Source organism: Xanthomonas codiaei (assembly GCF_002939785.1).
GTDB lineage: Bacteria > Pseudomonadota > Gammaproteobacteria > Xanthomonadales > Xanthomonadaceae > Xanthomonas > Xanthomonas codiaei.
Genome location: NZ_MDEC01000018.1, coordinates 45,843 through 71,982, shown reverse-complemented (window position 1 = coordinate 71,982; position 26,140 = coordinate 45,843). Strand labels below are relative to the sequence as shown.

Sequence of the window (26,140 nt, the reverse complement as noted above, 5' to 3'; positions counted from 1 at the left end):
CGGCCATTTTATTGGTTGAACCACGCGTGCGCCGAGCTCTCCGTCTGCTGCCCCTGCCCTTGAGCATCGCCATCTGCCTCCCGGCCATGGCTGCCGACAAGCCGTTGAACTGGGGATTGTGCCCGGCCGTGGACCCGCTACCAGGCTTCGACGGCGCTCCCGCCGCCGACCCCAAGGCGGCCGAGATGCGCCAGCAGCTGCCGACCGACATCGAAGGCGACCAACTGTCCGGCACCAGCACCACCCCGCAATACCAGGGCAATGTGGCGCTCAGGCGCGGCGATCAGTTCCTGGGCGCGGACAACCTGCGCATGGACACCGAAACCGGCAACTACATCGCCGAAGGCAATGTCCGCTACCAGGACACCTCCTTCCGCATGGTTGCCGACCGTGCCGAAGGCAACCAGGATACCGACAGTCACAAGGTCACCAACATCCAGTACCAGCTGGTGGACCGGCGCGGCAACGGCGGCGCCGAGTCGGTGGACCTGCAGGGCCAGGTCGGCCAGATGCACCGTTCGACCTATACCACCTGCGACCCGTCGCAGCCGATCTGGCGCGTGCGTGCGCCGGAGATCGACGTCGACAACGAGGAAGGCTTCGGCACCGCGCGCAATGCCGTGTTGCAGATCGGCAAGGTGCCGGTGCTGTACTTCCCGTGGTTCAAGTTCCCGATCGACGACCGTCGCCAGACCGGCCTGCTGTTTCCGCAATTCGGCCTGTCCGGGCGTAACGGCTTCGATTACCTGCAGCCGATCTACCTCAATCTTGCCCCGAACTACGACGCCACCCTGCTGCCGCGCTACATGAGCAAGCGCGGTTTCATGTTCGGCACCGAATTCCGGTATCTGTACGAAGGCGGCCGCGGTGAGATCACCGGCAATTACCTGCCCAGCGACAAATTGCGCGACAAGGACCGCGGCAGCGTTTTCTACAGTGGCTATCACAACGTCAATACCCACTGGCAGGCGCGCAGCAGCATCTCCTGGGTCAGCGACACCCGCTATGTGGAAGATTTCACCAGCCGCGTGAACGGCATGGGCTCGGCGTCCAGTCTGCAGAGCACCATCGGTATCTACGGCACCGGCGAAACCTGGACAGCCGGCCTGATGGCCGACCGCTGGCAGCTGACCGACTACACCCTGGACGAGCGAGCCCTGCCCTACAACCGTCAGCCGCGTGCGTATTTCACCTGGGAAAAGCCGTTCGGCATTTTCGAAGCCGGTGTCTATGCCGAGGCGGTGCGGTTTACGCATGACGATTCGTACCAGGTGAACTTCGTCCCGAACACCAACGGCAATAACGACAACAACGGCGACGAATACGTCCGCACCAACATCCGCAACCAGGACTACGGCAGCGGATCGCGGCTGGACGTCAAACCCTACATCTCGATGCCGTTGTCGGGCGCGGCCTGGTTCCTGACGCCCACGGTCGCCTGGCGCTATACCGCCTATCAGCTGGACTCCACCGTGGCCACGACACCTCCGCTCACCGGCGGCCGTACGCCCTCGCGCAGCCTGCCGATCGCCTCGCTGGATGCCGGCCTGTATTTCGATCGCGAAACCTCGCTGTTCGGCACCAACTATCTCAACACGCTGGAACCGCGCATGTACTACCTGTACGTGCCGTACCGCGACCAGGACGACCTGCCGGTCTTCGACACGCGCCCGTTCACCTTCAGCTACGGGCAGTTGTTCCGTGACAGCCGCTATACCGGTGCCGACCGCCAGAACGATGCCAACCAGCTGACCCTGGCGGTCACCTCGCGCTGGCTGCGCCAGGAGGATGGACGCGAAAAACTGTCGCTGAGCGCAGGCCAGATCCTGTATTTCAACGACTCGCTGGTCACCATCAACAGCTCCACCGCCAATAGCGAACAACCCATCGAGCAGGGCAAGTCGGCCTGGGTGGCCGATGCCAACTACATGATCAACGACCGTTGGTCGATGGGCGCCACCTACCAGTGGAACCCGAACTCGCGCAAGGAAGATCTGGCCAGCCTGCGCACGCGCTACCTGCTGGGCAACGACGGCATCGTCAATCTGGCCTATCGCTATCGCCGCAACCTGATCGACGATAGCGACCAGCTCAAGCAGGCGGATTTTTCGTTCCTGTATCCGATCAACCCCACCTGGAGTGCGGTCGGCCGGTATTACTACTCGCTGCTGGACCGCAAACCGCTGGAAATCATCGGCGGCGTGCAATGGGACAGCTGCTGCCTGGCCGTGCGCGCGTTGGTGCGCCGGTTCGTGCGCAACCGCGATGGCGACATGGACAACTCCATCCAGTTCGAGTTCGTGCTGAAGGGCTTGAGCTCGTTCGGCCAGAACACGGACCGCACTTTGCGCCGTGCTATTCTCGGCTATTACCGCGACGACCTGTACCTGGTCCCGCCCAGCAACACCACGACCAATCCGGACGATTACGATCCGAACCTGATTCCATGACCAAGCCTTTCTCCGTTGTTCTTGCCTCGTTGCTGGCGATCACCAGCACGGTCTCGCCGCTGGCATCGGCGCAGCAATCCCAGCCGCTGGATCGGATCGCCGCCATCGTGGACGAAGACGTGGTGTTGCAGAGCGAACTCGATCGCGCTGTACGCAACGTCAAGTCGCAGTACGCCGGCCGCGAGAACCAGCTGCCGCCGGACGATGTCCTGCAGCGCCAGGTGCTCGAGCGCCTGGTCCTGGTCAAGTTGCAGGTCGGCCGCGCCGAGGGCAGCGGCATCCGCGTCAGCGACGAGGAACTCAACCGCGCCATCGCCAGCATTGCCCTGCAGAACGGCACCAGCGTCGATGGCCTGCGCCAGAAGCTGGCCGCCGACGGCATGGGCTACGGCGATTTCCGCGCCTCGGTGCGCGATGAAATCATCGTGCAGCGCCTGCGCCAGAGTTTTGCGCAGAGCCGCATCAGCGTGAGCGAGGGCGAAGTGGACAGCGCGCTGGCCCAGCAGGCCACCACCGGGAGTCAATACCACCTGGCGCACATCCTGATTGGCCTGCCGGAAGGCGCGACCGCCGATCAGATCGCGACCGGCCAGAAGAAGGTCGATGGCGTCAAGGCCTTGATCGACAAGGGCGAACTGGATTTCTCCGCGGCGGCGGTGCGTTATTCGGACAGCCCGAATGCACTGGAAGGCGGCGACCTGGGCTGGCGCAGCCTGGACGAAATTCCCAATGCCTTCGCCCAGCTGATCCGCGACATGCAACCCGGGCAGGTCGCCGGCCCGCTGCGTGGCCCGAGCGGGTTCCAGTTGCTCAAGCTGGTGGAAATGCGCGATGCCAATGCCGGCGGCGAAAAGAAGATGGTCACCGAGTACAACGCCCGGCACATCCTGATCCGCATCGGCGACAACCAGACCGAAGCCCAGGCCAAGGCCAAGATCGACACGCTGCGCGCGCGCATCGTCGGCGGCGCCGACTTCCAGGCGACCGCCAAGGAAGCGTCCGAAGACACCAATAGCCGTGGGCAGGGTGGTGATCTGGGCTGGTTCCCGGCCGACGCCTTCGGCCCGGATTTCGGCAAGCAGGTCGAGAGCCTGGCCGACGGCGGGGTCTCCGAACCATTCCGCACCCAGGCTGGCTGGCATATCGTGCAGCGCGTCGGCAGCCGCCAGACCGACGTCAGTGCCGAGAACCAGCGCGCCCAGATCCGCGAGACGATCGGCCGCCGCAAGCTGGAAGAGGAATACAACCGCTACCTGCAGGAACTGCGCGGCGAAGCCTATGTGAGCTACCGCACCGGCGATCGTGCCGACGGCAATGCCACCGCCGAACCGACCAAGCCGGCAGAACCGGCTGCACCGACCCCGCCGCCGGCACAGCCGGCGCGCTGAGGTCATGCGGGTCCCGTCGCTCGCGCTGGTGCCAGGCGAGCCGGCCGGGATCGGGCCGGAGCTGTGCGTTCGGCTGGCCCAACGGCCGCGCTCGGACGCACACCTGATCGCCTATGCCGATCCGGATACCTTGCACAGCGCCGCACGGGCGCTGTCGTTGTCTGTGCGGCTGCTCGACCCCGACCAGCCGGCGCGGGCACCGGGCGAGCTGCCGCTGGTGCCGATTCGCCAGGCCACCCGGACCCGCTTCGGCACGCCGGACCCGGCCAATGCCGCGGCGGTGATCGCCGGCCTGCGTACCGCGGCCGGCGACTGCCTGGCCGGCCGCCTGCAAGGCATCGTGACCGGCCCGGTGCACAAGGCGGTCATCAATGCCGGCGGCATCGCCTATACCGGCACCACCGAACTACTGGCCGAGCAGGCCGGCTGCCCCGTGGTGATGATGCTGGCCAATCACATCGTGCGCGTCGCCCTGGTCACTACCCACCTGCCGCTGCGCGCGGTGGCCGATGCGATCACCGCCCCAGCGCTGGCGCAATGCCTGCGCATCACCCACGCTGCGCTCGGGCGCGACTTCGGCCTGCCTGCGCCGCGCATCGCCGTGCTCGGGCTCAACCCGCATGCGGGCGAGGACGGGCATCTGGGCCGCGAGGAACTGGATGTCATCATTCCGCTGCTGGAGCAGCTACGCGGCGAAGGGCTGCACCTGATCGGCCCGTTGCCGGCGGACACCGCCTTCCTGCCGCAGAAACTGAGCGGCTTCGACGCGGTGGTGGCCATGTACCACGACCAGGGCCTGCCGGTGCTCAAATACAGCGGCTTCGAGCAGGCGGTCAACATCACCTTGGGCCTGCCCTACCCGCGCGTGGCGGTCGACCACGGCACCGCGCTGGAACTGGCCGGGCGCGGCATTGCCGACCCGTCCAGCCTGATGGCGGCGACCGCGCTGTGCGCGCGGCTGGCGGCGCGCGGCTGAGCTGCCCGCGCGGCGCGGGAGGCCACAGCGGTGGCCCGGTTAGCCGGTCGCTGCACGCCGCGCAACCGGCTCCGATACCGCGTGCGGCCGCCGGCTCCGTTAAACTGCGTGGATGAATTCTTCCTTCAGCGCACCGGCCAAGAAGTCGCTCGGCCAGCACTTTCTTGCCGACCGGTATTACATCGACCGGATCGTCCAGGCGGTGGACCCGCGCGCCGGCCAGCACCTGGTCGAAATCGGCCCCGGCCAGGGCGCCATCACCTTCCCGCTGCTGCGCAAGCACGGCGCGTTGACCGTGATCGAGTTCGATCGCGACCTGATCGCCCCGCTGACCGAGACCGCCGCGCCGATCGGTGCGCTGAACATCATCCACCGCGACGTGCTCAGCGTGGACTTCACCGAGCTGGCCAATGGCAGCCCGATCCGCCTGGTCGGCAACCTGCCCTACAACATCTCCTCGCCGATCCTGTTCCATGCGCTGGACCATGCCGGCGCGGTGGCCGACATGCACTTCATGCTGCAAAAGGAAGTGGTCGACCGCATGGCCGCCGGCCCGGGCAGCAAGGTGTATGGCCGGCTCAGCGTGATGCTGCAGGCGTACTGCGAGGTCACCGCGCTGTTCGTGGTGCCTCCGGGCGCGTTCCGGCCGCCACCGAAGGTGGACTCGGCAGTGGTGCGGCTGGTGCCGCGCGACCCGGCCACGGTGATGATCACCGACCACCGCCGCTTCGCCGACGTGGTGCGCGCCGGCTTCGGTCAGCGCCGCAAGACCTTGCGCAATGCCCTGTCCGGGGTGTGCGAGCCGGCGCATTTCGAGGCTGCCGGGGTGCGCCCGGATGCCCGCGCCGAACAACTCGAGGTGGCCGATTTCATCCGGCTGGCCAATGTCCAGCTGGCGTGAGCGCCGCTCCCACAGCGTTTTATCTAGAATTTTCGCATGCACGATGATCCACGCTATCGGGTCGAGGTCGAGGTGTCGCCACGCTTCCTCGCCCAGCAATCGACCCCGGAAGAAGGCCGCTATGCCTTCGCCTACAGCATCCGCATCCACAACGCGGGCGCCGTGCCTGCGCGCCTGATCGCCCGCCACTGGCAGATCACCGACGCCAACGGCCGCACCGAGCGGGTCGATGGCGAAGGCGTGGTCGGCGAGCAGCCCTGGCTGCGCCCTGGCGAGGCGTTTCATTACACCTCCGGCGTGCTGCTGGAAACCGAGCAGGGCCAGATGCAAGGCCACTACGACATGGTGGCCGACGATGGCACCGAATTCACCGCCCCGATCGCCGCCTTTGTGCTGAGCGTGCCCAGGACGCTGCACTGATGACTGCTGGACTGATGGAGCGCACGCGATGAGCGTCTGGGCAATTGGCGACCTGCAGGGGTGTTACGACATCACCCAGCGATTGCTGGAGAAGATCAATTTCGACCCGGCGCAGGACACGCTGTGGTTCTGCGGCGACCTGGTCAACCGCGGCGGGCAGTCGCTGGAAACGCTGCGGCTGGTGCATTCGCTGCGCGCGCACAGCGTGGTGGTGCTGGGCAATCATGACCTGTCGCTGTTGGCGATCGGCGCACGCTCGGAAGAGGAGCAGCGCAAGGTCAACCCGGACCTGCAGCGCATCGTGCTGGCCGAGGACCGCGACGTGCTGCTGGACTGGCTGCGCATGCAGAAGCTGGCGCACGTGGACCGCAGCCTGGGCTGGATGATGATCCATGCCGGGCTGGCGCCGAAGTGGACCACGCAGATGGCGGAGAAGCATGCGCGCGAGGTCGAGCAGCAACTGCAGGGCGGCGGCTACCGCAAGCTGCTGCGCAACATGTACGGCGACCAGCCCGGCTGGTCGCCGGGATTGAGCGGCTATGAGCGCAGCCGCGCCATCATCAACCTGTTCACGCGCATGCGCTATTGCACCCCGCGCGGGCGGATCGCCACCGAAGACAAGGGCACGCCGGGCACGCAGGCACAGGGACTGTATCCGTGGTTCGAGGTGCCGGGCCGGGTCGAGCGCGACCTGAAGATCGTCTGCGGGCACTGGTCGGCATTGGGGCTGACGATCACCCAGGGCGTGCACGCCATCGACACCGGTGCGGTCTGGGGCGGCAAGCTCACCGCGCTGCAGCTGGACACCGACGAGCTGCGCGTGGTGCAGGTGCCGGGACGTGAAGTCACCGCCCCGGCGGCGCCGTCCGCGCACGCCCCCCGGCGTCCGCGCGAAGGCCAGGGCCGCCAACGCGGGCGCGGCCGTGGGCGCGGCAATGGAGGAGGCAACGCGGGGAATGCTGGAACTGCTGGAAATGCGGGCAACGGCAATGCTGCGCCGGCCAAGCCGCAAGGTGGCGGCGTTCATGAGTAAGCCTCATTTGAACCTGGCGCGCCGATCGCGCGCTGCGTCCGTGCCGACTCAGCGCCGCAGGTAATCCACAAAGGAAAACGCAAACGCATGGCGGTCATCGGGCGCATGCGCCTGGCGATGCGCTGGAACCCACAGCGCCGGATCGATCGGCGGAAAGTGCGTATCGGCATGTTCGACCGCAGTGTCCACCTCGGTGACCGCCAGCAGATCGGCGCGTTCCATCGTCAGCCGGTAGATCTCGCCACCACCGATCACGCACAGCTCCTGCGCACCCGCCTGTTCGGCGCACTCCAGCGCCTGCTCGACCGACGCCACCGCCTGCATGCCGGCAAAGGGCACCTGCCCCGACCGCGTCAGCACCAGGTTCAAACGCCCCGGCAGTGCACGCCCCAGCGATTGCGCCGTCTTGCGCCCCATCAGGATCGGCTTGCCCAGCGTCAGCGCCTTGAAGCGCTTGAGATCGTCCGGCAGCTTCCACGGCAGGTCGTTGTCGCGACCGATGGCGTTGTTGCGGTCGAAGGCGACGATCAGGGTGATGGAGGGCCGGGACCGGGGACCCGGGACCGGGGACCCGGGAAGCAGATCCACGCAAATCTCCGACGTTGCCGTTGGTGCTGCAGTTGCTGTTTCCCGGTCCCCGGTCCCGGGTCCCGGGTCCCGCCTACTCATACCGCCACCGGCGCCTTGATCGCCGGATGCGGGTCATAGCCTTCGATGGCGATGTCTTCGAAGCGGAACGCAAACAGGTCGGTCACTTCCGGATTCAGGCGCAGTGTCGGCAACGCGCGCGGGGCGCGCGTCAGCTGTTCGCGCGCCTGGTCGAAGTGGTTCGCATACAGGTGCGCATCGCCCAGCGTATGCACGAAGTCGCCCACGCACAGGCCGGTAGCCTGCGCCACCATGTGCGTCAGCAGCGCATAGCTGGCGATGTTGAACGGCACACCCAGGAAGATGTCGCCGCTGCGCTGGTACAGCTGGCAGCTGAGCTTGCCGTCGACCACATAGAACTGGAACAGGCTATGGCACGGCATCAGCGCCATTTGCGGCAGCTCGCCCACGTTCCAGGCGCTGATCACCAGCCGCCGCGAATCCGGGTTGCGCTTGATCTCGTCCACCAGCCATTGCATCTGGTCGATCTCCACGCCGTCCGGGCCGGTCCAGCGACGCCACTGCTTGCCATACACCGGGCCGAGGTCGCCGTTGTCGTCGGCCCATTCGTCCCAGATGCGGACCTGGTTGTCCTTCAGATAGCCGATGTTGGTGTCGCCCTGCAGGAACCACAGCAGCTCGTGGATGATCGAGCGCAGGTGCAGTTTCTTGGTGGTGACCAATGGAAACCCGGCATTGAGGTCGAAGCGCATCTGCCAGCCGAACACGCTGCGCGTGCCGGTGCCGGTGCGGTCGGACTTCTCGGCGCCGTGCTCCAGCACATGCTGCAGCAGGTCCAGGTACGGCTTCACTTGACCGCCTCCACGGTGACGGCGGCCGGCAGCACCGGCTGCAGCACTGGGGCGCGGCGCGACATCGCCAGCAGTACCAGCCCCACCACGATCAGCGGCAGGCTCAGAATCTGCCCCATGGTCAGCCAGTTGAAGGCCAGGTAGCCGATCGGCGCATCCGGCACCCGCACGAATTCCACGATGAAGCGGAACACGCCGTACAGCAATGCAAATACGCCCGACACCGCGTAGCGGGCACGCGGCTTCATCGAAAACGCCCACAGCACCACGAACATCACCACGCCTTCCAACGCCGCTTCATACAGCTGCGACGGATGACGCGCGAACCGATCCAGCGCCCCGGCGGCGTATTGCGCCTGAATCTGTGCCGGCGCCATATTGGCCAGCTCCGGCGCATGCGGAAAGATCACACCCCACCCGGCCTGGGTGAACTTGCCCCACAGCTCGCCGCCGACGAAATTGCCGAGCCTCCCGAAGCCAAGGCCCAGCGGGACCAGCGGCGCGACGAAATCCATCACGTCGAAGAAATGCAGCCGGTGGCGGCGCGCCCACAGCCAGCAGGCCAGCAGCACCCCGAGCAGGCCACCGTGGAAACTCATGCCGCCTTCCCACACCTTGAACAGGATCAGCGGGTTGGCCAGGAAGGTATCGAACGCATAGAACAGCATGTAGCCGATGCGCCCGCCCAGCACCACACCGAGCATGCCGTAGAACAGCAGGTCGGAGAACCCGTCCATGTCCACGCCAGGCAGGCGGCCGCGCAGGATGCGCGAGCGCCCCAGCGCCCAGGCCGAGAAAAAGGCCGCCAGGTACATCAAGCCATACCAGTGCACCTGCACCGGGCCAAGCGAGAAGGCGATGGGGTCGATGGCGTGCAGATAGATCATGCCGAGCGCGGATCACGTAGAGCGAGACCGCTATTCTGACACCTCGGGCGCCCTCAGCCTAAAAGCTGTGGCCGGTTGGGCAGCTCGTCTTCATACGGCGCGTCCGCGCTGCGCGGGAAGTGCGCGACCAGCAGCTCGGTCACCGCCTCGATGCCCGCTAGCACCGCCACCTCGTACTGCCCCTCGCGCAGGAACTGCTGCATGCGCCGGCACACCTCCGCCCACTGGGCATCCGGCACCAGGCGGCGCAGGCCGCGGTCGGCCACCACCTCGATGGCGTGGTCGGCGAGCAGCAGGTAGATCAGCACCCCGTTGTTGGCCTCCGTATCCCAGGTGCGCAGGTGGGCGAAGGCCTGTTCGGCGCTGTGCCGCGCGCTGTGACGGCGCCACAGCGCGCCAAGGGGCAAGTCCGCCTCGACCGCCACCATGATCTGCCCTGTGTGGCTGCGCTCGCTGGCGGCAACCGCCGCGGCGATCGTCTCCATGCAGGAGGCTGGAAATCTGCGCTGCGCCGAGGGCGCGAAGACATGCTTGAGCCACCGCATTACCAGCTCCCCGAGGCGCCACCGCCTCCCGACGATCCGCCACCACCGCCCCAGCCGCCGCCACCGAAACCACCGCGGCCACCGCCCCCGAATCCTCCAAAGCCACCGCCGCCGCCCCAGCCACCGCCGCCGACGAAGCGCCCCGGCGACGCCGAGGCCAGCCCGGCCAGCAAGCCGATCACGGCCGCGCCGACGCTGGCCAGCAGCAGGGAGGTGAACAGCAACGCCGCGCCGCCGGCCGCAACGGCGGTCAATAACGCGCGCACCGGGCGTGGCAAGGCGGCCAGGATGCCCCGCGCCACCATCGCGACCACGAAGCCGATGAACAGCGCCATGATCCAGCCACCGCCGCCGGCGCCCTGACCGGCTCCGCCCTCATGGCCGCTGACCGGCGGTGGCAGCGCCTCGCCCTCGATCAGGCCGGCCAGCGTTGCCGTGGCGTCGCGGATACCGCCGCCGTAGTCGCCTTCGCGGAAGCGCGGCGCCAGGTATTCCTGGATCACGCGATTGGCCACGATATCGGGGATGGCACCTTCCAGGCCGTAACCGGACTGGATGCGCACGCGGCGATCGTCCTTGGCCACCAGCAGCAGCACGCCATCGTCGACGCCCTTGCGCCCGATCTTCCAGGTGTCGAACACGCGCAGGGTGTATTGCTCGATCGTCTCCGGCTGCGTGCTGGGCACGATCAGGATCTGCAACTGCGCACCCTTGCGCTGTTGCAGCGCCAGTGCCTGTTGCTCAAGCTGCTGGATCTGCGCCGCATCCAGGGTGCCGGTGACATCGATCACCGGCGAACGCAGCGGCGGGATGGCCGCCAGTTCCTGCGCCAGCAGCGACGCCGGCAGCAGCAGCAAGACCAGCATCCACACCACTTTCAAAGACGTTGGCCGCATTGCCGACTCCTAGCTGATGCGCATTGACACTCAGTCTTTCCCTTCTTCCACCGGGACATTGCCCCCTTCATGGGGAGAAGGTGCCCCGAAGGGGCGGATGAGGGTGCGAGCGAAGCCACGTGCAGTTGGAAACACAGCAGCTTGGCGCCGTACCCTCACCCCCAACCCCTCTCCCGAGGGGAGAGGGGCTTGTGATTACTGCGCAGGCTGTGGTGCAGGCTGTTGCTGCGGTGCCTGCTGATTGCCGAAGTCCACCTGCGGCGCGCGCGAGATCTGCGCTTCGTTTTCCACGCTGAAGTTCGGCTTGGATTGGTAGCCGAAGATCTTGGCGGTGATCACCTGCGGAAACGAGCGAATGTAGGTGTTGTAGTCCTGCACGGTCTGGATGTACCGACCACGCGCCACGGTGATGCGGTTCTCGGTGCCTTCCAGCTGCACCTGCAGATCGCGGAAAGACTGGTCGGACTTGAGCTGGGGGTAGTTCTCGCTGACCACCAGCAAGCGCGACAACGCACTGCCCAGCTCGCCCTGCGCCTGCTGGAACTGCTTGAGCGATGCTTCGTCGTCGGCATTGACCTGGATCTGCCCGACGCGTGCACGCGCGTTGGTCACCTCGGTCAGCACCTGGCGTTCCTGCTGCGCATAGCCCTGCACGGTGCGCACCAGATTGGGAATCAGATCGGCGCGGCGCTGATACTGGTTGAGCACTTCCGACCAACCCGCCTTCACTCCCTCCTCCTTCTGCTGGATCGTGTTGTAGCCGCAGCCGGACAGGCCGACGGCCAGGATCAGCACCATCAGGGCGCGCATCAGGACAGACATGCAGGCGATTCCGTTGAAAGAGAGCCGCAGCATGCCACGCGCGAGGTCAAGCCCGCATGCACGCGCCGGCGCCTGACAGCGGCTGGATCGGCAGCGAAGCAACAGCTCGCTGGCGCGCAGCGACATCAAGCCATGCCCCACGCTCGCTGCCCCAACGCAAGCGTTGCCTCAGACTACCCGCGGCAACAGGATCAGCCCCCAGCACAGCAGCACGTTGAGCAACAGCAGGAACACCGCCGCCGAGCCCATGTCCTTGGCGCGACCGGCCAGCACGTGATGCTCGGGGCCATAGCGTTCGATCACCGCTTCGATGGCGGAATTCAGCAGTTCGGCCGCCAGCACGATCAACAACGGGGCGACCAACGCGATGCGCTCCAGCGGCGTCTGTCCCAGCCACGCGCCCAACGGGGCCATCACCGACGCCAGGCAGACTTCGAGCCGGAACGACGATTCGTGCAGCCATGCCGCGCGCAGGCCCTGCCACGACCAGATCGCCGCCTTGAGCATGCGGCGCGGGCCGCGCGGCACGTGTCCCAGTTGATCGGCCATGCGTCAGGACGTCCGGCCGCACGGGCGGATCTGGGGACAGGAAGAACGCATGGTGTGGTCGCTGCTGGGGAAAGTGCGAATCTTGCACCGTGACGCGGCGCATCGCCAGCCACGGTCCGGTTTGCCCTCAGCTTGCAGACTGCTGCACCATGCCAGGCCCGCTCCATCGTTGCAGGATTCTCATGCTCCCACATCGCTTACGCGCACTGCTGTGCGCACTTGTGCTGGTCTCCAGCCAGGCCATCGCCGAAGCCCCGCGCACTGCGCCCGTGATCCCTGCGCAGGTGTCCGATGCGGCCTGGGAGCAAGACATGCAGCGCTTCGCTGCCAGCGATGCGCGCCAGCCGCCACCCAAGCACGGCATCGTGTTCGTCGGCAGTTCCTCGATCCGCTTCTGGGACACGCTGGGCAAGGACTTTCCAGGCAAGCCGGTGATCAACCGTGGCTTTGGCGGCTCGCAGGTACGCGACAGCACCTGGTACGCCGACCGCATCGTGATTCCGTATGCGCCGCGCCAGGTGGTGCTGTATGCCGGCGACAACGATCTCAACAGCGGGCGCACGCCCGAGCAGGTGCGCGATGATGTGGTGGCGTTCGTGACGCGTATCCGCCGCGACTTGCCGGACGCGCGCATCAGCTATCTGTCGATCAAACCCAGCCCGGCGCGCGCGCAGCTGCTACCGTCGGTCATTGCCGCCAATCGCCTGATCAAGGACGCACTGGCGGGCTTTGCGCGGGTGGATTACGTGGATGTCTACACGCCGATGCTCGATGCCAGCGGCAAGCCGCGTCCGCAGCTGTTTCGCGAAGACAGGCTGCACATGACCGCCGACGGTTACGCGCTATGGCGCAAGGCCGTGGCCCCGGTGCTGGAGTAATCACCCGCCGCGCCACGTGGACCGATCCGCGCGGCGTTGCCGGGTCGCCCACGCTGCGCAGGTGGCGGCGACATGCCTGGCTGACCATCTGCAGCCTTGCGAATGCAGCGGTCACTGCGGAAATCGCGCAGGAGGGTTCGCTGTCCGCTGCAGGGTGAGGATCGTCGAGACGTTTCACGCGGCCTGGGCGAAAGCCGTGCCGTCGCATCTGCGCGCAGCGACACGTCAGCATGCCATCCGCATGGTCGATCCGCGCGCACGCCGGAGCGCATCACGCGACGTCGGCCAGTCAGCGCTCTGATGCGGCAGCGGTGCCTGCCACACCCAGGCGATCCACGAGCGCCCGCAGCGGCCGGCAGCGGCCAGCCTCAGGCCACCACCACCGCCACCGACGTGCCCACGCCCGCTTCGCTCTCCAGCTCGATGCGCCAGCCGAAGCGGTCGCACAGCCGGCGCACGATCGACAGCCCGAGCCCGGTGCCCTGCGGGCGCGTGGGGTCGGCGCGGAAGAATGGCTCGAATGCCCGCGCGCGGGCTTCATCGCTCATGCCGATGCCGGTATCGCGCACCACGATCCGGTCGCGGGCGACCTCCACCTCGATGCTGCCGGTGTCGGTATAGGCGCAGGCATTGCGCAGCAAGTTGCTCAGCACCACCCGCATCACCCGCGGCGGCGCGAACATCTGCAGGTGGCGGTCGCCGACCATGTGCAGCGACACCGGCTTGTCGCCCAGCAGTTCGCGCGCGATCTCGACCTCCTCGCTGGCCAACTCGGCCACGTCGAAGGTTTCGCTCTGCGGGTCGATCTCCGCTTCGCGGGCCAGGATCAGGAAGGCGTCGATCACCGCTTCCATGTCGCGGCCGGCGCGCTGGATCCGGCGCAGGCTGCGCTGGGTCCGCTGCGGCAGATCGTCGTCGGCCAGGGCCATGTCGCTGGCCACGCGGATCACCGTCAGCGGCGTGCGCAGCTCGTGGCTGGCATCGCGGGTGAAGTTGCGTTCGCGTGCCACATGCTCGCTGACCCGTTGCCCCAGCGCATGCAGCGCAAGCGCCAGCTGCCGGGTTTCGCCCTGCAACTCCGCCGGCAGGCGCTCAGGCGCCAGTTCGTCCACATCCGGGTTGCGCGGGTCCCACTGCGACACGCGCCGTGCCAGCCAGCTGATCGGCGACACCAGGCGTTTGGACACCCGGTAGGTGAACCACGACACGCCGTAGATTCCCAGCAGCACGATGATGGCCGGCACCACGCCGAACCACAGCGTGAGGTGCGCCGCGCGCGAGCGCGGGAACACCAGGTACAGGCGCCCTTCCGGACGCTGGTCCACATAGACCATGGCATCGGCGGCGGCAACTTCGCTGAAGCCCGGCGACAGGCGGCGCAGCGCAGCAGGCGCCGCATCGGCGGCGGTTCCGGCCGGCGAGAAATACCCCTGGATATTGCGCGTGTTCGGCGGCCGGTTGTCCGGCGCGCTCTTGTGCATCTGCCAGAAATGCACGGCCTCGTCGGCGAGCACGGTGCGCACCAGGCTGTACTTGATGACGAAGGAGATCAGGTACCCGCCCAGCACGATCGCCAGGCTCGCCAGCGCGACCTGCAACAGGAAGGCAAGACGTATTTTTCTCGGGAGCCCGTGTGGCATTGCTGCATCCAGGGGAGAGCGCCGGAGTATAGGCAACGCTTCCGTGATTCCGTCGTGCAACCGGTCAGCAGCACGGGAGAGCGAGCGGCGCGGGGGCGCCTGCAGGAGCGGCCGGCCACCTGACGGCGGCCGGCCGGAACATCAGGTCAACGGCCGGTCAGGTCATCGGCTGGGCGATGTCGGCGATGCGGTAGCCGGCGCTCTGCACGGTGTGCAGCAGCGGGCGATCGAACGGCTTGTCGATGATCTTGCGCAGGTTGTACAGATGACTGCGCAGGGTGTCCGAGTCCGGCAGGCCATTGCCCCAGATCTCGCGCTCGATTTCCTGGCGGGTCACCACCCGCGGCGACTCGCGCATCAGGATGGTCAGCAGGCGCAGGCCGATCGGCGAGAGCTGCAGCTCGGTGCCGGCACGGGTGGCGCGCATGCTCACCGGGTCCAGCACCAGATCGGCCACCTTGAGCACTTCCGAGCCCACCTGGCGACGCTCGCGGCGGATCAGGGCACGCAGGCGCGCTTCCAGCTCCTGGATCGCGAACGGCTTGGTCAGGTAGTCGTCGGCGCCGAAACCCAGGCCGGTGAGCTTGTCGTCCAGCGTGTCGCGGGCGGTCAGCATCAACACCGGGGTGGACTTGCGTGCGTCGTTGCGCAGGCGGCGACACACTTCGATGCCGTCCAGACGTGGCAGCATGAGGTCCAGCACGACTACGTCGTAGCTGTTCTCGGCGGCCAGACGGTAGCCGTCCAGTCCGTCCTGCGCATAGTCGACCTCGAAACCACGGCCTTCCAGGTACTCGCCGATCATTTCGGAGATATTGCGGTTGTCTTCGACGACCAGCACGAGGCCGGACGTTTCCTTGGTCTGACGCATGGACTTTCCTCGGTCTTCAGCTTTGTGAAACATGCCGGATCGCCGGTGCAAGCGACGTGAAGGCCGAATAACGTTTCATCTCATCCGATCAACGCCCAAGCAGTGGCCGCAGTGCCGGCCACACCGTCTCCAGTACCTTGGGCTGGGCGGCCGCAGTCGGATGCAGGCCATCGGCCTGCATCAGGCCCGGCTGCAAGGCCACCTTTTCCAGGAAGAACGGCACCAGGGCCGTGTCGTACTGCCTGGCCAGGTCCGCATAGGTCGCCTTCAGCCGCTCGCGGTAGGCCGGGCCGTAGTTGGGAGGTACATCGATGCCCAGCAGCAGCACCTTGGCACCGGATGCCTGGCTGAGCTTGATCATCTTCTCCAGATTGCCCTTGAGCTGGGCCGGAGTCAGCCCGCGCAGCGCATCGTTGCCGCCCAGCTCGATCACCACCACGCCCGGTGCATGCTTCTGCAGCAGCCCGGGCAGCCGGGTCAGCGCGCCGGAGGTGGTCTCGCCGCTGATGCTGGCATTGACGACGGCCGGTGGCGTCGCCATGTCACGCTTGAGGCGCTGGTCCAGCAGGGTCACCCAACCGGACTGCACCGGGATGTTGTGCGCAGCGCTCAGGCTGTCGCCCACCACCAGGATCGGCGCGACCGTAGCCGGACTTTTGGCAGAGGCAATCCCCGGCGCAAGCAGGGAGAGTGTCAGCAGCCACAGGACCAGCGCGCCATATCGCAGTGCTCTTTCACGCATTCGGAGATTCCTCATCGACAGTCTGGCCCCCCGCTCCAGCACCCGTACCGCCATCGACGTTCGCGAGGTCGGCAAATCCGTCAGTGGCCCGGAGGGAACGCTCCACATCCTCGACAACATCAGCTTGACGGTCAGTGAAGGCGACAGCATCGCGATCGTTGGTGCCTCCGGTTCCGGCAAGACCACCCTGCTTGGCCTGCTGGCCGGGCTGGACCTGCCCAGCCGCGGCAGCATCGCACTGGCCGGCCAGGAGCTGGGCCAGCTCGACGAGGAAGCGCGCGCCGCGCTGCGCGCGCGCGAGGTGGGCTTCGTGTTCCAGAGCTTCCACCTGCTGCCGGCGCTGACCGCCGAAGAGAACATCGCACTGCCGCTGGAACTGGCCGGGCGCGAAGACCCGGCGCGGGTGCGCGAGGTACTGGAGGCGGTAGGACTGGGCGCGCGTGCGCGGCACTACCCGCGCCAGTTGTCCGGCGGCGAGCAGCAGCGCGTGGCGCTGGCGCGCGCCTTCGTGGCGCGCCCGCGCATCCTGTTCGCCGACGAGCCCACCGGCAGCCTGGACCAGGCCACCGGCGCGCAGATCAGCGACCTGCTGTTCGCGCTCAATGCCACCAGCGACACCACCCTGGTGCTGGTCACCCACGACATGACCCTGGCGCAACGCTGCCGGCACATCTACCGCATCGACGGCGGCCGCCTGCACGCGCAAGCGTCCGGCGCGGCGGCATGAACGTCGTCAAGCAGGCGGCGCGCGCGGTACGCCGCGAATTCCTGGCCGGCGACCTGCTGACCGTGTTCGCGGCGTTGGTACTGGGCGTGGCGGTGATGACTGCCGTCGGCACGCTGGTGGACCGGGTGACGCTGGCACTGACCTCCAGCGCGGCCGAGGTGCTCGGTGGCGACCTGGGCGTGACCGGACGCCAGGAGATTCCGGCCGACTTTGCCGCCGAAGCGCAGCGCCGCGGGCTGCAGAGCACGCGCATGGTCAGCTTCCCCAGCGTGCTGTTCCATGGCGAGGCCAGCCAGATGGCCAATATCCGCGGCGTGGCCGCCGGCTATCCGCTGCGCGGGCAGTTACTGGTGTCCAGGGATGGCGGCGGTGCGGAAGGCACGCCGGCCACCGCGCCGCCGCCGGGCCAGGCCTATGCCGACCCGCGCCTGCTGGAAGCCCTGGGGCTGCGGGTGGGCGAGCAGCTGGAATTCGGCGCCGGCCACCTGACCATCGCCGGCGTGCTGCGCGCCGAACCGGATGCGTCCGGCGAGCTGATGCAGCTATCGCCGCCGCTGCTGGTCAATCGCGCCGATATCGACGGCGCCGGTCTGCTCGGGCCCGGCAGCCGCGCCTCCTACCGGTTGATGTTCGCCGGTGCGCCGGATGCCATCGCCGACCTGCGCGCCTGGCTCAAGCCGCGCGCCAGCGAATACCGCCTGGTCGGCATCGAAGATACCCAGCGCGGCATGCGCGCAGCGTTCGACCGGGCCGGCCGCTTCCTGGCCTTGTCGGCCTTGCTCGCCGTGCTGCTGTCGGGCGTGGCGACCGCGCTGGCGGCCAACCGTTTTGCGATGCGGCGCATCGACACCGTGGCGGTGCTGCGCTGCCTGGGTGCGAAGCAGCGCGACATTTTGGCGATGCTGTCGCTGCAGTTGCTGTTCACCGCGATTCCGGCCTGCCTGGTCGGCATCGGACTGGGCATGCTGGCGCAGGAAGGCCTGGTGCAGGCGCTGGGCAGTCTGATTCCCAACCGGCTGCCGCTGCCGCAGGCCACCCCGGCCCTGGCGGGCGCGGGGATCGGCCTGGTGCTGTTGCTGGGCTTCGGCCTGCCGCCACTGCTGCGGCTGCGCAACGTGCCGCCGATGCGAGTGCTCAACCGCAGCTTCGCCGCAGTGCCGCCGAGTTCGTTGCTGGTCTACGGCGCTGCGCTGGCCGCAACGCTGGCGCTCACCGTCTACGCCACCGGCAACCTGGTCCTGGCGGGTTGGGTGCTGGGCGGCCTGGCCGCGCTGGCGCTGGTGGCGATGCTGCTCGGGCTGGGCCTGCTGGCCCTGCTGCGGCCGATCCAGCACCGCCTGCGCAGCGCCTGGAAACTGGGCCTGGCCTCGCTGACCCGCCGGCGCGGCCTGAGCGTGGTGCAGCTGGTCGGCCTGTCGCTGTCGCTGTGCGCGCTGTTGCTGCTGGCGGTGGTCGGCCCCGGCCTGCTCGGCCAGTGGCGCGACCGCCTGCCGGCCGATACCCCGAACTATTTCCTGATGAACATCCAGCCCGAGCAGACCGCGCCGGTGCTGCAGACGCTGCGCGGCCTGGGCGTGGACAACGCGGCGGTGGAGCCCTTCTCCACCGGCCGCCTGGTCGCCATCAACGACAAACCGCCGGTGCGCGGCGACAGTGACCCGCAAGACGATGGCGATGGCGACAACCGCCCGGTCAATTTTTCCTGGCGGCACGCGTTTCCGCCGGCCAATACGCTGCTGCAGGGCAGGTTCTGGAGCGCCGGCAGCACCGCCGCCGAGGCCTCGGTGGAAGAAGGCTGGGCGCAGCGCTACCAGCTCAAGCTCGGCGACCGCATCACCCTGCTGCTGGGCGAGCAGCAACGCAGCTTCACCGTCACCAGCATCCGCAAGGCCGATTGGGATTCGTTCCGGGTCAACTTCTTCCTGCTGCTCAACGAAGGCGCGGTGGGCGATGCGCCGTACAACCTGATTTCCGCCTTCCACCTGCCGCCCGGCAGTGCGCCCAGGCTGGCATCGCTGAGCCGCGACTATCCCAACATCTCGGTGCTGGATATCGATGCCATCCTGGGCCGGGTGCGCGAGGTGATCGACCAGGTGGCGCAGGCGGTGCAGCTGGTGATGGGCTTCAGCCTGCTGGCCGGGGTACTGGTGCTGCTGGCGGCCTTGCAGGCCACTGCCGGCGAGCGCCGCTACGACAGCGCCGTGCTGCGCACATTGGGTGCACGCCGCGGGCAGTTGCGCGGCGCGGTGCTGGTGGAATTCGGCGCGCTGGGGCTGCTGGCGGCCGGCCTGGCGGTGACCGCGGCGGCCGTGATCGGCGCGGTGGTGGGCCAGCAAGCCTTCGAGATCGCACTGGCACCGGACTGGCCGCGCCTGTTGCTGGGCGGCGCCTTCGGACTGGTGCTGAGCCTGCTGGCCGGCTGGTCCGGCACCCGGCGCATTTTGTCCACGCCGCCTGCATTGGCGCTGCGTACAGAGTGAGCAGGCAGCGCTGGCGCTGGCGCTGGCGTTAACTTGTTTGTCACCGTCCTGGAGTGCCGCTCGGCATTCCGGGCGGTCGATTCGCCATGACGCGCGTTACTGCCCGAACGGAAACCATCTTCGGTTCTGCTGGCGCCGCGCGCCTCAGCCCCTGAAACAGGCGTCTGACCCAGGCAATCCGCAGCCAGCAAAGCGGATGCAGCCTCAACGTGCGCGGTGAGTGCGGATGACAAACACCGCGTGACCGTCAGGCACGTGCGCGGTGTTCCGGATTCGCCTTGTACCGCACAGACGCCCTGCATTCTTCGGGCAATTCGTGCTCATGGCTGGCGCTTGCAGCGTCTTGCCGACTGTTGCGGACCAGGCAACCGTCTGGCACTCCGCTTGTCGATGTCGATGAGACGCGGTATATACCCGCAGCGCATAAGCACCTTGCCAATCGTACGTTCGCAGCAGCAACGCGACTGCCTACAGTGACCAGTCCGGTCGCCGTGTCAGGCGACCTCTGTTGTTGTCGAGGTGCAAGCTCGTGGCCAATCTCAGTTCTGCAGCGCGCGTGCAGCCGCCGCACGCCGATGCCAACACGGGACACACCGCCGGCGTGCGGATCGTGCCCTTCGATGCGCCGCTGGGCGCGGAAGTGATCGGGCTGGATCTGTCGCAGCCGCTGGATGCGGACACTTTCGCGCGCATCCACCGTGCGCACCTGGAGCACCACGTGCTGGTGTTTCGCGATCAGCGCATCACCCCGGCCCAGCAGGTCGAGTTCAGTCGTCGCTTCGGCCCGCTGCAGATCCACGTGCTGCGCAATTTCCAGCTGCGCGGTCATCCGGAAGTGCTGGTGGTGTCCAACATCAAGGAAAACGGCCAGCCGATCGGCCTGGGTGATGCCGGGCATTACTGGCATTCGGACCTGTCCTACAAGGACACCCCCAGCCTGGGCTCGCTGCTGCATGCGCAGGAGCTGCCTGCCGAGGGCGGCGATACCTTGTTCGCCAACCAGCACCTGGCCTGGCAGACCCTGCCCGAGGATCTCAAGCGCACCGTGCAGGACCTGCACGCCGAGCACAGCTACCTGGCCAAGTACGAGGAATTGCGGGCGCGCAATCCGTGGCGCCCGGCGTTGACGCCGGAGCAGATCGCCGAGGTCTCTCCGGTGCAGCATCCGGTGGTGCGCACGCATCCGGAAACCGGGCAGAAAGCCTTGTTCGTCAGCGAACATTTCACCACCCGCATCGTCGGGCTGCCCGCCGACGAAAGCCACGCGCTGCTGCAGACCTTGTTCGCGCACAGCACGCGCGCGGCACTGGTGTACCGGCACCGCTGGCAGCCGCACGACATGGTGTTCTGGGACAACCGCTCGGTGATGCATCTGGCCGCCGGCACGCCCGACCACCTGCGGCGCCGGCTCAACCGCACCACCATCGAAGGCGATGCGCCGTTCTGAGCGCCGCTGGCCTCTCCCCCTTGTATCCGGAGCACTGCATGCGCCTGACCGTCACTTCCCACGCACCGTTGCTGCGCCGCCGTTTTTCGCAACGCGCGGCAGTCCTGCTGCTGGCGGCCCTGCCGCTATTGAGCGGCGCGGCGCAGGCCGAAGGCAGGCTGCGCATCGCCAAGCAGTTCGGCATCGTCTACCTGCTGCTGGACGTGGCGCAGGATCAGAAGCTGATCGAGCAGCAGGGCAAGAAGGCCGGCGTGGAGATCGACGTGCAGTTCCTGCAGCTGTCCGGCGGCGCGGCGGTCAACGATGCGTTGTTGACCGGTTCGATCGATATCGCCGGGGCCGGTGTCGGGCCGCTGTTCACCATCTGGGACCGCACCCGTGGCCGGCAGAACGTGCGCGGCGTGGCGTCGCTGGGCAACTTTCCGTACTACCTGATCAGCAACAACCCGCGCATCAAGAGCATCGGCGACTTCACTCCCAAGGACCGCATCGCGGTGCCGGCCACCGGCGTTTCGGTGCAATCGCGGTTCCTGCAGCATGCCTCGCAGCAGCGTTGGGGCGACAAGGGCACCCATCAGCTGGACCCGCTGCAGGTGGCGCTGCCGCACCCGGATGCGGCCGCAGCGATCATCCGTGGCCGCACCGAGATCACCGCGCATTTCGCCAGCCCGCCCTTCCAGGAGCAGGAACTGGCGCGCAACCCGGCCGCGCATATCGTCACCAGTTCCTACGACATCGAGGGCGGCCCCGCGTCGGCCACGGTGCTGTATGCCACCGAAACATTCCGCCGCGACAATCCCAAGACCTATCGCGCCTTCGTCGCCGCACTGGACCAGGCCGCGAAGTTCGTCAGCGCGCATCCGGAGCAGGCCGCGGACATCTTCCTGCGCCGTAACGGGTCGGGCATCGACCGAGCGCTGGTGTTGCAGATCCTCAAGGACCCGAAGGTGCAGTTCACCGTGGTGCCGCAGAACACGCTGAAACTGGGCCAGTTCATGCAACACAGCGGTGCGATCAAGCAGGCGCCGGGCAAGGTGGGCGACTACTTCTTCGACGACCCGCTGATTGCGGGCGGGAGCTGAGCGATGGCCACACCCTTGCTGCAGGTCGATCACGTCAGCCTGGAATACGTCAACGCACAGCGCGTGGTGCGGGCGACCCATCGCGTCCGCTTCGATGTGCATGCAGCCGACCGCTTCGTGCTGCTAGGGCCGTCCGGCTGCGGCAAGTCCACCCTGCTCAAAGCGGTGGCCGGCTTCGTGACGCCACGCGAGGGACAGATCCGCCTGGAGGGGCAGGTGGTGAGTGGGCCGGGGCCGGACCGGGTGGTGGTGTTCCAGGAATTCGACCAACTCGCGCCGTGGAAGACAGTGCGCGAGAACGTGGTGTTCGGGCTGCGCGCAGCGCGCAAGCTCGGCCGCGCCGAAGCACGCGAGCGGGCCGACGAGAGCCTGGCACAGGTTGGGCTGAGCGGGTTTGCCGACGCCTATCCGCACACCTTGTCCGGCGGCATGAAACAGCGCGTGGCGATCGCGCGTGCGCTGGCGATGCGTCCGCGCGTGCTGTTGATGGACGAACCCTTCGCCGCACTGGATGCGCTGACCCGCTCGCGCATGCAGGAACAGGTGCTGGAACTGTGGGAGCAGGCGCGCTTCACCCTGTTGTTCGTCACCCATTCCATCGAGGAAGCGCTGGTGGTCGGCAACCGCGTGCTGTTGCTGTCGGCGCATCCGGGCCAGGTCCGCGCCGAACTCAATGCGCATGCCTTCGGCCCGCACAGCGCCGGCAGCGTGGCCTTCCAGCAGACTGCCCAGCGCATCCATCGGCTGTTGTTCGACCTGCCCGACGACACCCTGGCCGACGACAAGGTGGCGCCGCTGCGTCGCCCTGCCCAGCTGCAACGCGAGGCGCTGCCATGAGCCGCTTGCCCGCCGCCGCGCTGCCGCCGGTTCCGCCGGTGCGCCCGGAATACGAACTGGCGTTGCAGCCACTGGATCCGGCCCTGCTGCATGCCGCCGCGCCCAGCCGCTGGCAGGCACCGGGATGGCTGCGCAAGGCCGTGGTCCTGGTGGTGCTGGCGGCCGCTTGGGAGATCGCTGCGCGCGTGGTCGGCGACGATCTGATGCTGCCCAGCGCCGTGCAGACCGCACGTGCGTTCTACGACGGCCTGCTGTCGGGCGAATTGCTGCGCCGGGTGGGTGCCTCGCTGCGGGTCCTGGGCCAGGGCTATCTGCTGGGCGTGCTGTCGGCGTTCGCGCTGACCGCGGTGGCCGCATCCACGCGCTGGGGCCGCGATGTGCTCGGCACGCTGACCGCGATGTTCAATCCGTTGCCGGCCATCGCACTGTTGCCGCTGGCGCTGCTGTGGTTCGGCCTGGGCAGCGGCAGCCTGGTGTTCGTGCTGGTGCATTCGGTGCTGTGGCCGCTGGCGCTGACCACCTATGCCGGCTTCCAGGCGGTACCGGAGACCTTGCGCATGGCCGGGCGCAATTACGGCCTGCGTGGGCCGCGCTACGTGGCGCAGTTGCTGATCCCGGCCGCGCTGCCGGCGATCCTGTCCGGGCTGAAGATCGGCTGGGCGTTCGCCTGGCGCACCCTGATCGCCGCCGAGCTGGTGTTCGGCGCCACCTCCGGCCAGGGCGGGCTGGGCTGGTACATCTTCCAGAACCGCAACGAGCTGTACACCGACCGCGTGTTCGCTGGCCTGGCCATGGTGATCGTGCTGGGCCTGCTGGTGGAAGCGGTGGTGTTCCAGGCCATCGAGCGTCTCACCGTGCGTCGCTGGGGCATGCAGCGCTAGCCGAATGACGTGGCGCGGCGGTGCGTGGCGTAGGCAACTGCCCGACCGTACTGCAGGCAAACGTTCGCACCGGCCTCGAGCCCCCCGACGCCGCATGCCAGGCTCATCGGCATGGTCGCGTGCGCTTAACGGAGTTGGCTTATGCTTCCGGCCCCTGTCCAACCGCCGCCGTCATGCCCACCGCTTCCTTCACCGCTTACCTGTACCCGGTCCTGCTGCTGATCGCCAGCAATGTCTTCATGACCTTCGCCTGGTATGGGCATCTGAAGTACAAGAGCACGCCGCTGATGATCGCGATCCTGGTCAGCTGGGGCATCGCGTTCTTCGAATACTGCCTGCAGGTGCCGGGCAACCGGCTGGGCAGCGCGGTGTATTCGGCGCCGCAACTCAAGGGCATGCAGGAAGTGATCACGCTGCTGGTGTTCGCCGGCTTCTCGACCTTCTACCTGGGCCAGTCGCTGAAGTGGAACCACTGGGCTGCGTTCGGGCTGATCCTGGTGGCGGCGTTTTTGATGTTCAAGGAATAACCGCCGTCTCGCCCGTAGGAGCGCCCCCGGGCGCGATGGGCTTTATCGGTAACGCCCATCGCGCCCGGGGGCCCTCCTACGGCACGGACGCCTCTAGTTCGCTGGTTCCACCCACTGCGCAAACACCGCATCGATCTTCGCGTCCTTGATCCGCTTGCCCTGCTGCGCAGCTTCGGCCTGTTCGAACATCGGCATGATCATCGCCATGCCGTCTGGCTTGGTCTTCAGGTGCAGGCCCGGTGGCGTGTCGAGGAACCTGGCCCAGCGTGCGCGCACCTTGGCCCAATACCCCTGCGTGCCCTTCCAATACGCGTAGGCCGGGGCGAAATCCACGTCGGTGGTCTTGCGGTAATCGTTGAAGCCGAATTCGCGTGCGATCGGTTCCTGGCTGCCGTCGGGCTTGCGCAGCACCTTGGTGTTGAACTGCTCGTGGGTCCAGCCGTTGGGCGTGAGCGTGTGCTGGTTGATCACCGACAGCGCGTTGTAGTCGCTGCGCTTGGTGTATTCGCGGCGCGGCAACGGGCGCCAGCTCAGATCGCTGGTCCAGGTCGGGTGACCGTCGGCATACTCCCAGCGCCCGGTGCCGCAGTAGCGCGGTGCATCGCTGACCTCGAACACGCATTGCGTCCATGCGCCCTGCGTGGCCGATGCCGGCAGCGCACGCACCTGCCAGGTCTGGTCGGCGGTGAATTCGAAACGCTGCGGCGCCTCGTACACCCAGTCCTGGCGCCAGTGCTTGGTCACGTGCTTGCTCTTTTCGTCGACCAGCAAATGTTGCAGCACCAGCTTGCGTGGCGAATCCTCCACCACGATGACCACCTCGTTGGCACCGCTGCGCATCGCCGGGGCGCGCTCGTAGCCGGGCTTGAGCAGCACGGTTTCGTCGAAGGCGAAGTCCACTGCGTATTCGCCCTGCATCGCCAGGATGCTCTGCCGATCGCGCTCGGGATCGGCAGCGGCGGCGGCGGCGGCCAGGGGCAACAGGCTCAGGGTGACGGCGATACAGCGTGGCAACAATCGGCTCATTGGAACTCTCGTTTGTGGTATCGGGAATATCAGCGGCGTAGCCGCAACAGGGCAGAGGTCATGGCGGCCGGGTCGCTGCCGGCAGTGGTCGGGCCGGATCGCAGCGCCGCGGCACGCGCGCAGCAGCAATCATCCACCGCCACCCGCGCCTCGATACCTTCATCGTGCGCCACTCGCGCGGCCACCACCGCACCCAGCGCCGAGACGGTGGCCAGGCTGGCCGCCAGCGGCGGCGCGCGACCACTACCGGCGCTCAGGCGCAGCGCGCTCAGCCGCCAGGTTTCGCCACGCATGCGTCCGGCCAGGCGACGCCACAGGCGCTCACCCAGGCCCATGCCCGGACCGGTTGCCTGGGCGTCCATCGACAACGGCGGCAACCGCGACACCAGCCGATCCCAGTCCAGAAAATCGCTGTCCGGCAACAGGTAGAGGCGCCAGCAGCAATGTCCTTCGGCATCGAAGAACCAGATGCCCTCGCGCACACCGTCGCTATCGAGCTGGCGGCAGGCCGCTGCCTCGACTGCATGCTGCCATCCATCGAGTTCGTGGCCGAGTGCGGGGCGATACAGACAGAGCACCGTGCCCAAGGCCGCCAGCTGCGACGGGCGTGGCAACGTGGTACCGGTGGCACGCGCGCGCGACGACGATGGCAGCGGGCGGGCGATGGGCATGGCC

26 protein-coding genes are annotated in these 26,140 nt (G+C 67.4%); 14 read left to right on the top strand and 12 right to left on the bottom strand.

Translation table 11 applies throughout. The features are described from left to right. The first annotated feature begins 26 nt into the window (after positions 1-26). The 6 genes from lptD (at position 27) to XcodCFBP4690_RS13645 (ending at position 7,168) form a co-directional block, all read left to right on the top strand. Positions 27-2,450, top strand: a complete 2,424-nt coding sequence (lptD, locus tag XcodCFBP4690_RS13670; RefSeq protein WP_104541553.1) for an LPS-assembly protein LptD — start codon at positions 27-29, stop codon at positions 2,448-2,450. After that, positions 2,447-3,838 carry a peptidylprolyl isomerase gene (locus tag XcodCFBP4690_RS13665; protein ID WP_104541551.1) on the top strand — a complete coding sequence of 464 codons (1,392 nt, stop codon included), beginning with the start codon at positions 2,447-2,449 and terminating at the stop codon, positions 3,836-3,838. The genes lptD and XcodCFBP4690_RS13665 overlap by 4 nt, the downstream gene beginning before the upstream one ends. Positions 3,839-3,842: 4 nt before the next feature. Continuing rightward, positions 3,843-4,814: a 4-hydroxythreonine-4-phosphate dehydrogenase PdxA gene (gene pdxA / locus XcodCFBP4690_RS13660; RefSeq protein WP_104541549.1), complete on the top strand. Its 972-nt coding sequence runs from the start codon at positions 3,843-3,845 to the stop codon at positions 4,812-4,814. Positions 4,815-4,926: 112 nt separating this feature from the next. After that, positions 4,927-5,715 carry a 16S rRNA (adenine(1518)-N(6)/adenine(1519)-N(6))-dimethyltransferase RsmA gene (gene rsmA, locus XcodCFBP4690_RS13655; protein WP_104541547.1) on the top strand — a complete coding sequence of 263 codons (789 nt, stop codon included), beginning with the start codon at positions 4,927-4,929 and terminating at the stop codon, positions 5,713-5,715. Positions 5,716-5,751: 36 nt separating this feature from the next. After that, positions 5,752-6,135 (top strand): Co2+/Mg2+ efflux protein ApaG, encoded by a 384-nt coding sequence (gene apaG / locus XcodCFBP4690_RS13650; protein WP_104541545.1) that lies wholly within the window; start codon positions 5,752-5,754, stop codon positions 6,133-6,135. A 28-nt stretch (positions 6,136-6,163) separates the two neighbouring features. Then, entirely contained in the window at positions 6,164-7,168 is a 1,005-nt protein-coding gene (locus XcodCFBP4690_RS13645; protein WP_104541543.1) for a symmetrical bis(5'-nucleosyl)-tetraphosphatase, read from the top strand. A gap of 48 nt (positions 7,169-7,216) precedes the next feature. On the opposite strand, the gene XcodCFBP4690_RS13640 is transcribed toward XcodCFBP4690_RS13645, so the two are convergent. The 7 genes from XcodCFBP4690_RS13640 to XcodCFBP4690_RS13610 form a co-directional block, all read right to left on the bottom strand. Next, the gene (locus XcodCFBP4690_RS13640) at positions 7,217-7,756 is read right to left on the bottom strand and encodes a dihydrofolate reductase (protein WP_244183661.1); all 540 of its coding nucleotides are present in this window, start codon (positions 7,754-7,756) and stop codon (positions 7,217-7,219) included. 77 nt (positions 7,757-7,833) lie between these two features. Further along, a complete protein-coding gene (locus tag XcodCFBP4690_RS13635; protein ID WP_104541541.1) occupies positions 7,834-8,628 on the bottom strand; it encodes a thymidylate synthase in 795 nt (264 codons plus the stop codon). Next, the gene (lgt, locus tag XcodCFBP4690_RS13630; RefSeq protein WP_104541539.1) at positions 8,625-9,515 is read right to left on the bottom strand and encodes a prolipoprotein diacylglyceryl transferase; all 891 of its coding nucleotides are present in this window, start codon (positions 9,513-9,515) and stop codon (positions 8,625-8,627) included. Before lgt ends, XcodCFBP4690_RS13635 begins: the two co-directional genes overlap by 4 nt. A 53-nt stretch (positions 9,516-9,568) precedes the next feature. Beyond that, positions 9,569-10,060, bottom strand: a complete 492-nt coding sequence (locus XcodCFBP4690_RS13625) for a TPM domain-containing protein (protein ID WP_104541537.1) — start codon at positions 10,058-10,060, stop codon at positions 9,569-9,571. Beyond that, positions 10,060-10,956: a TPM domain-containing protein gene (locus XcodCFBP4690_RS13620; protein ID WP_104541535.1), complete on the bottom strand. Its 897-nt coding sequence runs from the start codon at positions 10,954-10,956 to the stop codon at positions 10,060-10,062. Before XcodCFBP4690_RS13620 ends, XcodCFBP4690_RS13625 begins: the two co-directional genes overlap by 1 nt. Before the next feature lie 195 nt (positions 10,957-11,151). Further along, positions 11,152-11,778, bottom strand: a complete 627-nt coding sequence (locus XcodCFBP4690_RS13615) for a LemA family protein (protein ID WP_104541621.1) — start codon at positions 11,776-11,778, stop codon at positions 11,152-11,154. A gap of 168 nt (positions 11,779-11,946) precedes the next feature. After that, complete coding sequence (locus XcodCFBP4690_RS13610) at positions 11,947-12,327, bottom strand: diacylglycerol kinase (RefSeq protein ID WP_104541533.1); 381 nt, start codon at positions 12,325-12,327, stop codon at positions 11,947-11,949. A gap of 182 nt (positions 12,328-12,509) precedes the next feature. Here XcodCFBP4690_RS13610 and XcodCFBP4690_RS13605 point away from each other — a divergent pair, with 182 nt between their 5' ends. Further along, on the top strand, positions 12,510-13,205 hold the full coding sequence (locus XcodCFBP4690_RS13605; RefSeq protein WP_167394618.1) for an SGNH/GDSL hydrolase family protein: 696 nt from the start codon (positions 12,510-12,512) through the stop codon (positions 13,203-13,205). A gap of 368 nt (positions 13,206-13,573) precedes the next feature. Here XcodCFBP4690_RS13605 and XcodCFBP4690_RS13600 read toward each other — a convergent pair whose 3' ends face one another. The 3 genes from XcodCFBP4690_RS13600 to XcodCFBP4690_RS13590 form a co-directional block, all read right to left on the bottom strand. Continuing rightward, positions 13,574-14,845 (bottom strand): sensor histidine kinase, encoded by a 1,272-nt coding sequence (locus tag XcodCFBP4690_RS13600; RefSeq protein ID WP_104541531.1) that lies wholly within the window; start codon positions 14,843-14,845, stop codon positions 13,574-13,576. Positions 14,846-15,002: 157 nt separating this feature from the next. After that, complete coding sequence (locus XcodCFBP4690_RS13595) at positions 15,003-15,716, bottom strand: response regulator transcription factor (protein ID WP_005408123.1); 714 nt, start codon at positions 15,714-15,716, stop codon at positions 15,003-15,005. An 88-nt stretch (positions 15,717-15,804) separates the two neighbouring features. Further along, positions 15,805-16,473, bottom strand: a complete 669-nt coding sequence (locus XcodCFBP4690_RS13590; protein WP_208622744.1) for an arylesterase — start codon at positions 16,471-16,473, stop codon at positions 15,805-15,807. A gap of 103 nt (positions 16,474-16,576) precedes the next feature. On the opposite strand from XcodCFBP4690_RS13590, the gene XcodCFBP4690_RS13585 reads away from it, so the two are divergent. From XcodCFBP4690_RS13585 to XcodCFBP4690_RS13555, 7 genes are all read left to right on the top strand, one after another. Continuing rightward, on the top strand, positions 16,577-17,185 hold the full coding sequence (locus XcodCFBP4690_RS13585) for an ABC transporter ATP-binding protein (protein WP_279628112.1): 609 nt from the start codon (positions 16,577-16,579) through the stop codon (positions 17,183-17,185). Further along, a complete protein-coding gene (locus XcodCFBP4690_RS13580; RefSeq protein WP_104541527.1) occupies positions 17,182-19,665 on the top strand; it encodes an ABC transporter permease in 2,484 nt (827 codons plus the stop codon). The genes XcodCFBP4690_RS13585 and XcodCFBP4690_RS13580 overlap by 4 nt, the downstream gene beginning before the upstream one ends. A gap of 529 nt (positions 19,666-20,194) precedes the next feature. Further along, a complete protein-coding gene (locus XcodCFBP4690_RS13575; protein ID WP_104541525.1) occupies positions 20,195-21,112 on the top strand; it encodes a TauD/TfdA dioxygenase family protein in 918 nt (305 codons plus the stop codon). Positions 21,113-21,150: 38 nt separating this feature from the next. After that, a complete protein-coding gene (locus XcodCFBP4690_RS13570; protein ID WP_104541615.1) occupies positions 21,151-22,194 on the top strand; it encodes an ABC transporter substrate-binding protein in 1,044 nt (347 codons plus the stop codon). A gap of 3 nt (positions 22,195-22,197) precedes the next feature. Continuing rightward, on the top strand, positions 22,198-23,031 hold the full coding sequence (locus tag XcodCFBP4690_RS13565) for an ABC transporter ATP-binding protein (protein ID WP_104541523.1): 834 nt from the start codon (positions 22,198-22,200) through the stop codon (positions 23,029-23,031). Next, positions 23,028-23,912 (top strand): ABC transporter permease, encoded by an 885-nt coding sequence (locus XcodCFBP4690_RS13560; protein ID WP_104541521.1) that lies wholly within the window; start codon positions 23,028-23,030, stop codon positions 23,910-23,912. Before XcodCFBP4690_RS13565 ends, XcodCFBP4690_RS13560 begins: the two co-directional genes overlap by 4 nt. Before the next feature lie 173 nt (positions 23,913-24,085). Next, the gene (locus XcodCFBP4690_RS13555; RefSeq protein WP_104541520.1) at positions 24,086-24,439 is read left to right on the top strand and encodes a DMT family protein; all 354 of its coding nucleotides are present in this window, start codon (positions 24,086-24,088) and stop codon (positions 24,437-24,439) included. Between the two features lie 93 nt (positions 24,440-24,532). Here the strand turns inward: XcodCFBP4690_RS13555 and XcodCFBP4690_RS13550 are convergent, their stop codons facing one another. Both XcodCFBP4690_RS13550 and XcodCFBP4690_RS13545 read right to left on the bottom strand, forming a co-directional pair. Beyond that, entirely contained in the window at positions 24,533-25,465 is a 933-nt protein-coding gene (locus XcodCFBP4690_RS13550) for a DUF6607 family protein (protein ID WP_104541518.1), read from the bottom strand. A 29-nt stretch (positions 25,466-25,494) separates the two neighbouring features. Further along, entirely contained in the window at positions 25,495-26,136 is a 642-nt protein-coding gene (locus XcodCFBP4690_RS13545; RefSeq protein ID WP_104541517.1) for a ChuX/HutX family heme-like substrate-binding protein, read from the bottom strand. Positions 26,137-26,140: the final 4 nt, after the last annotated feature.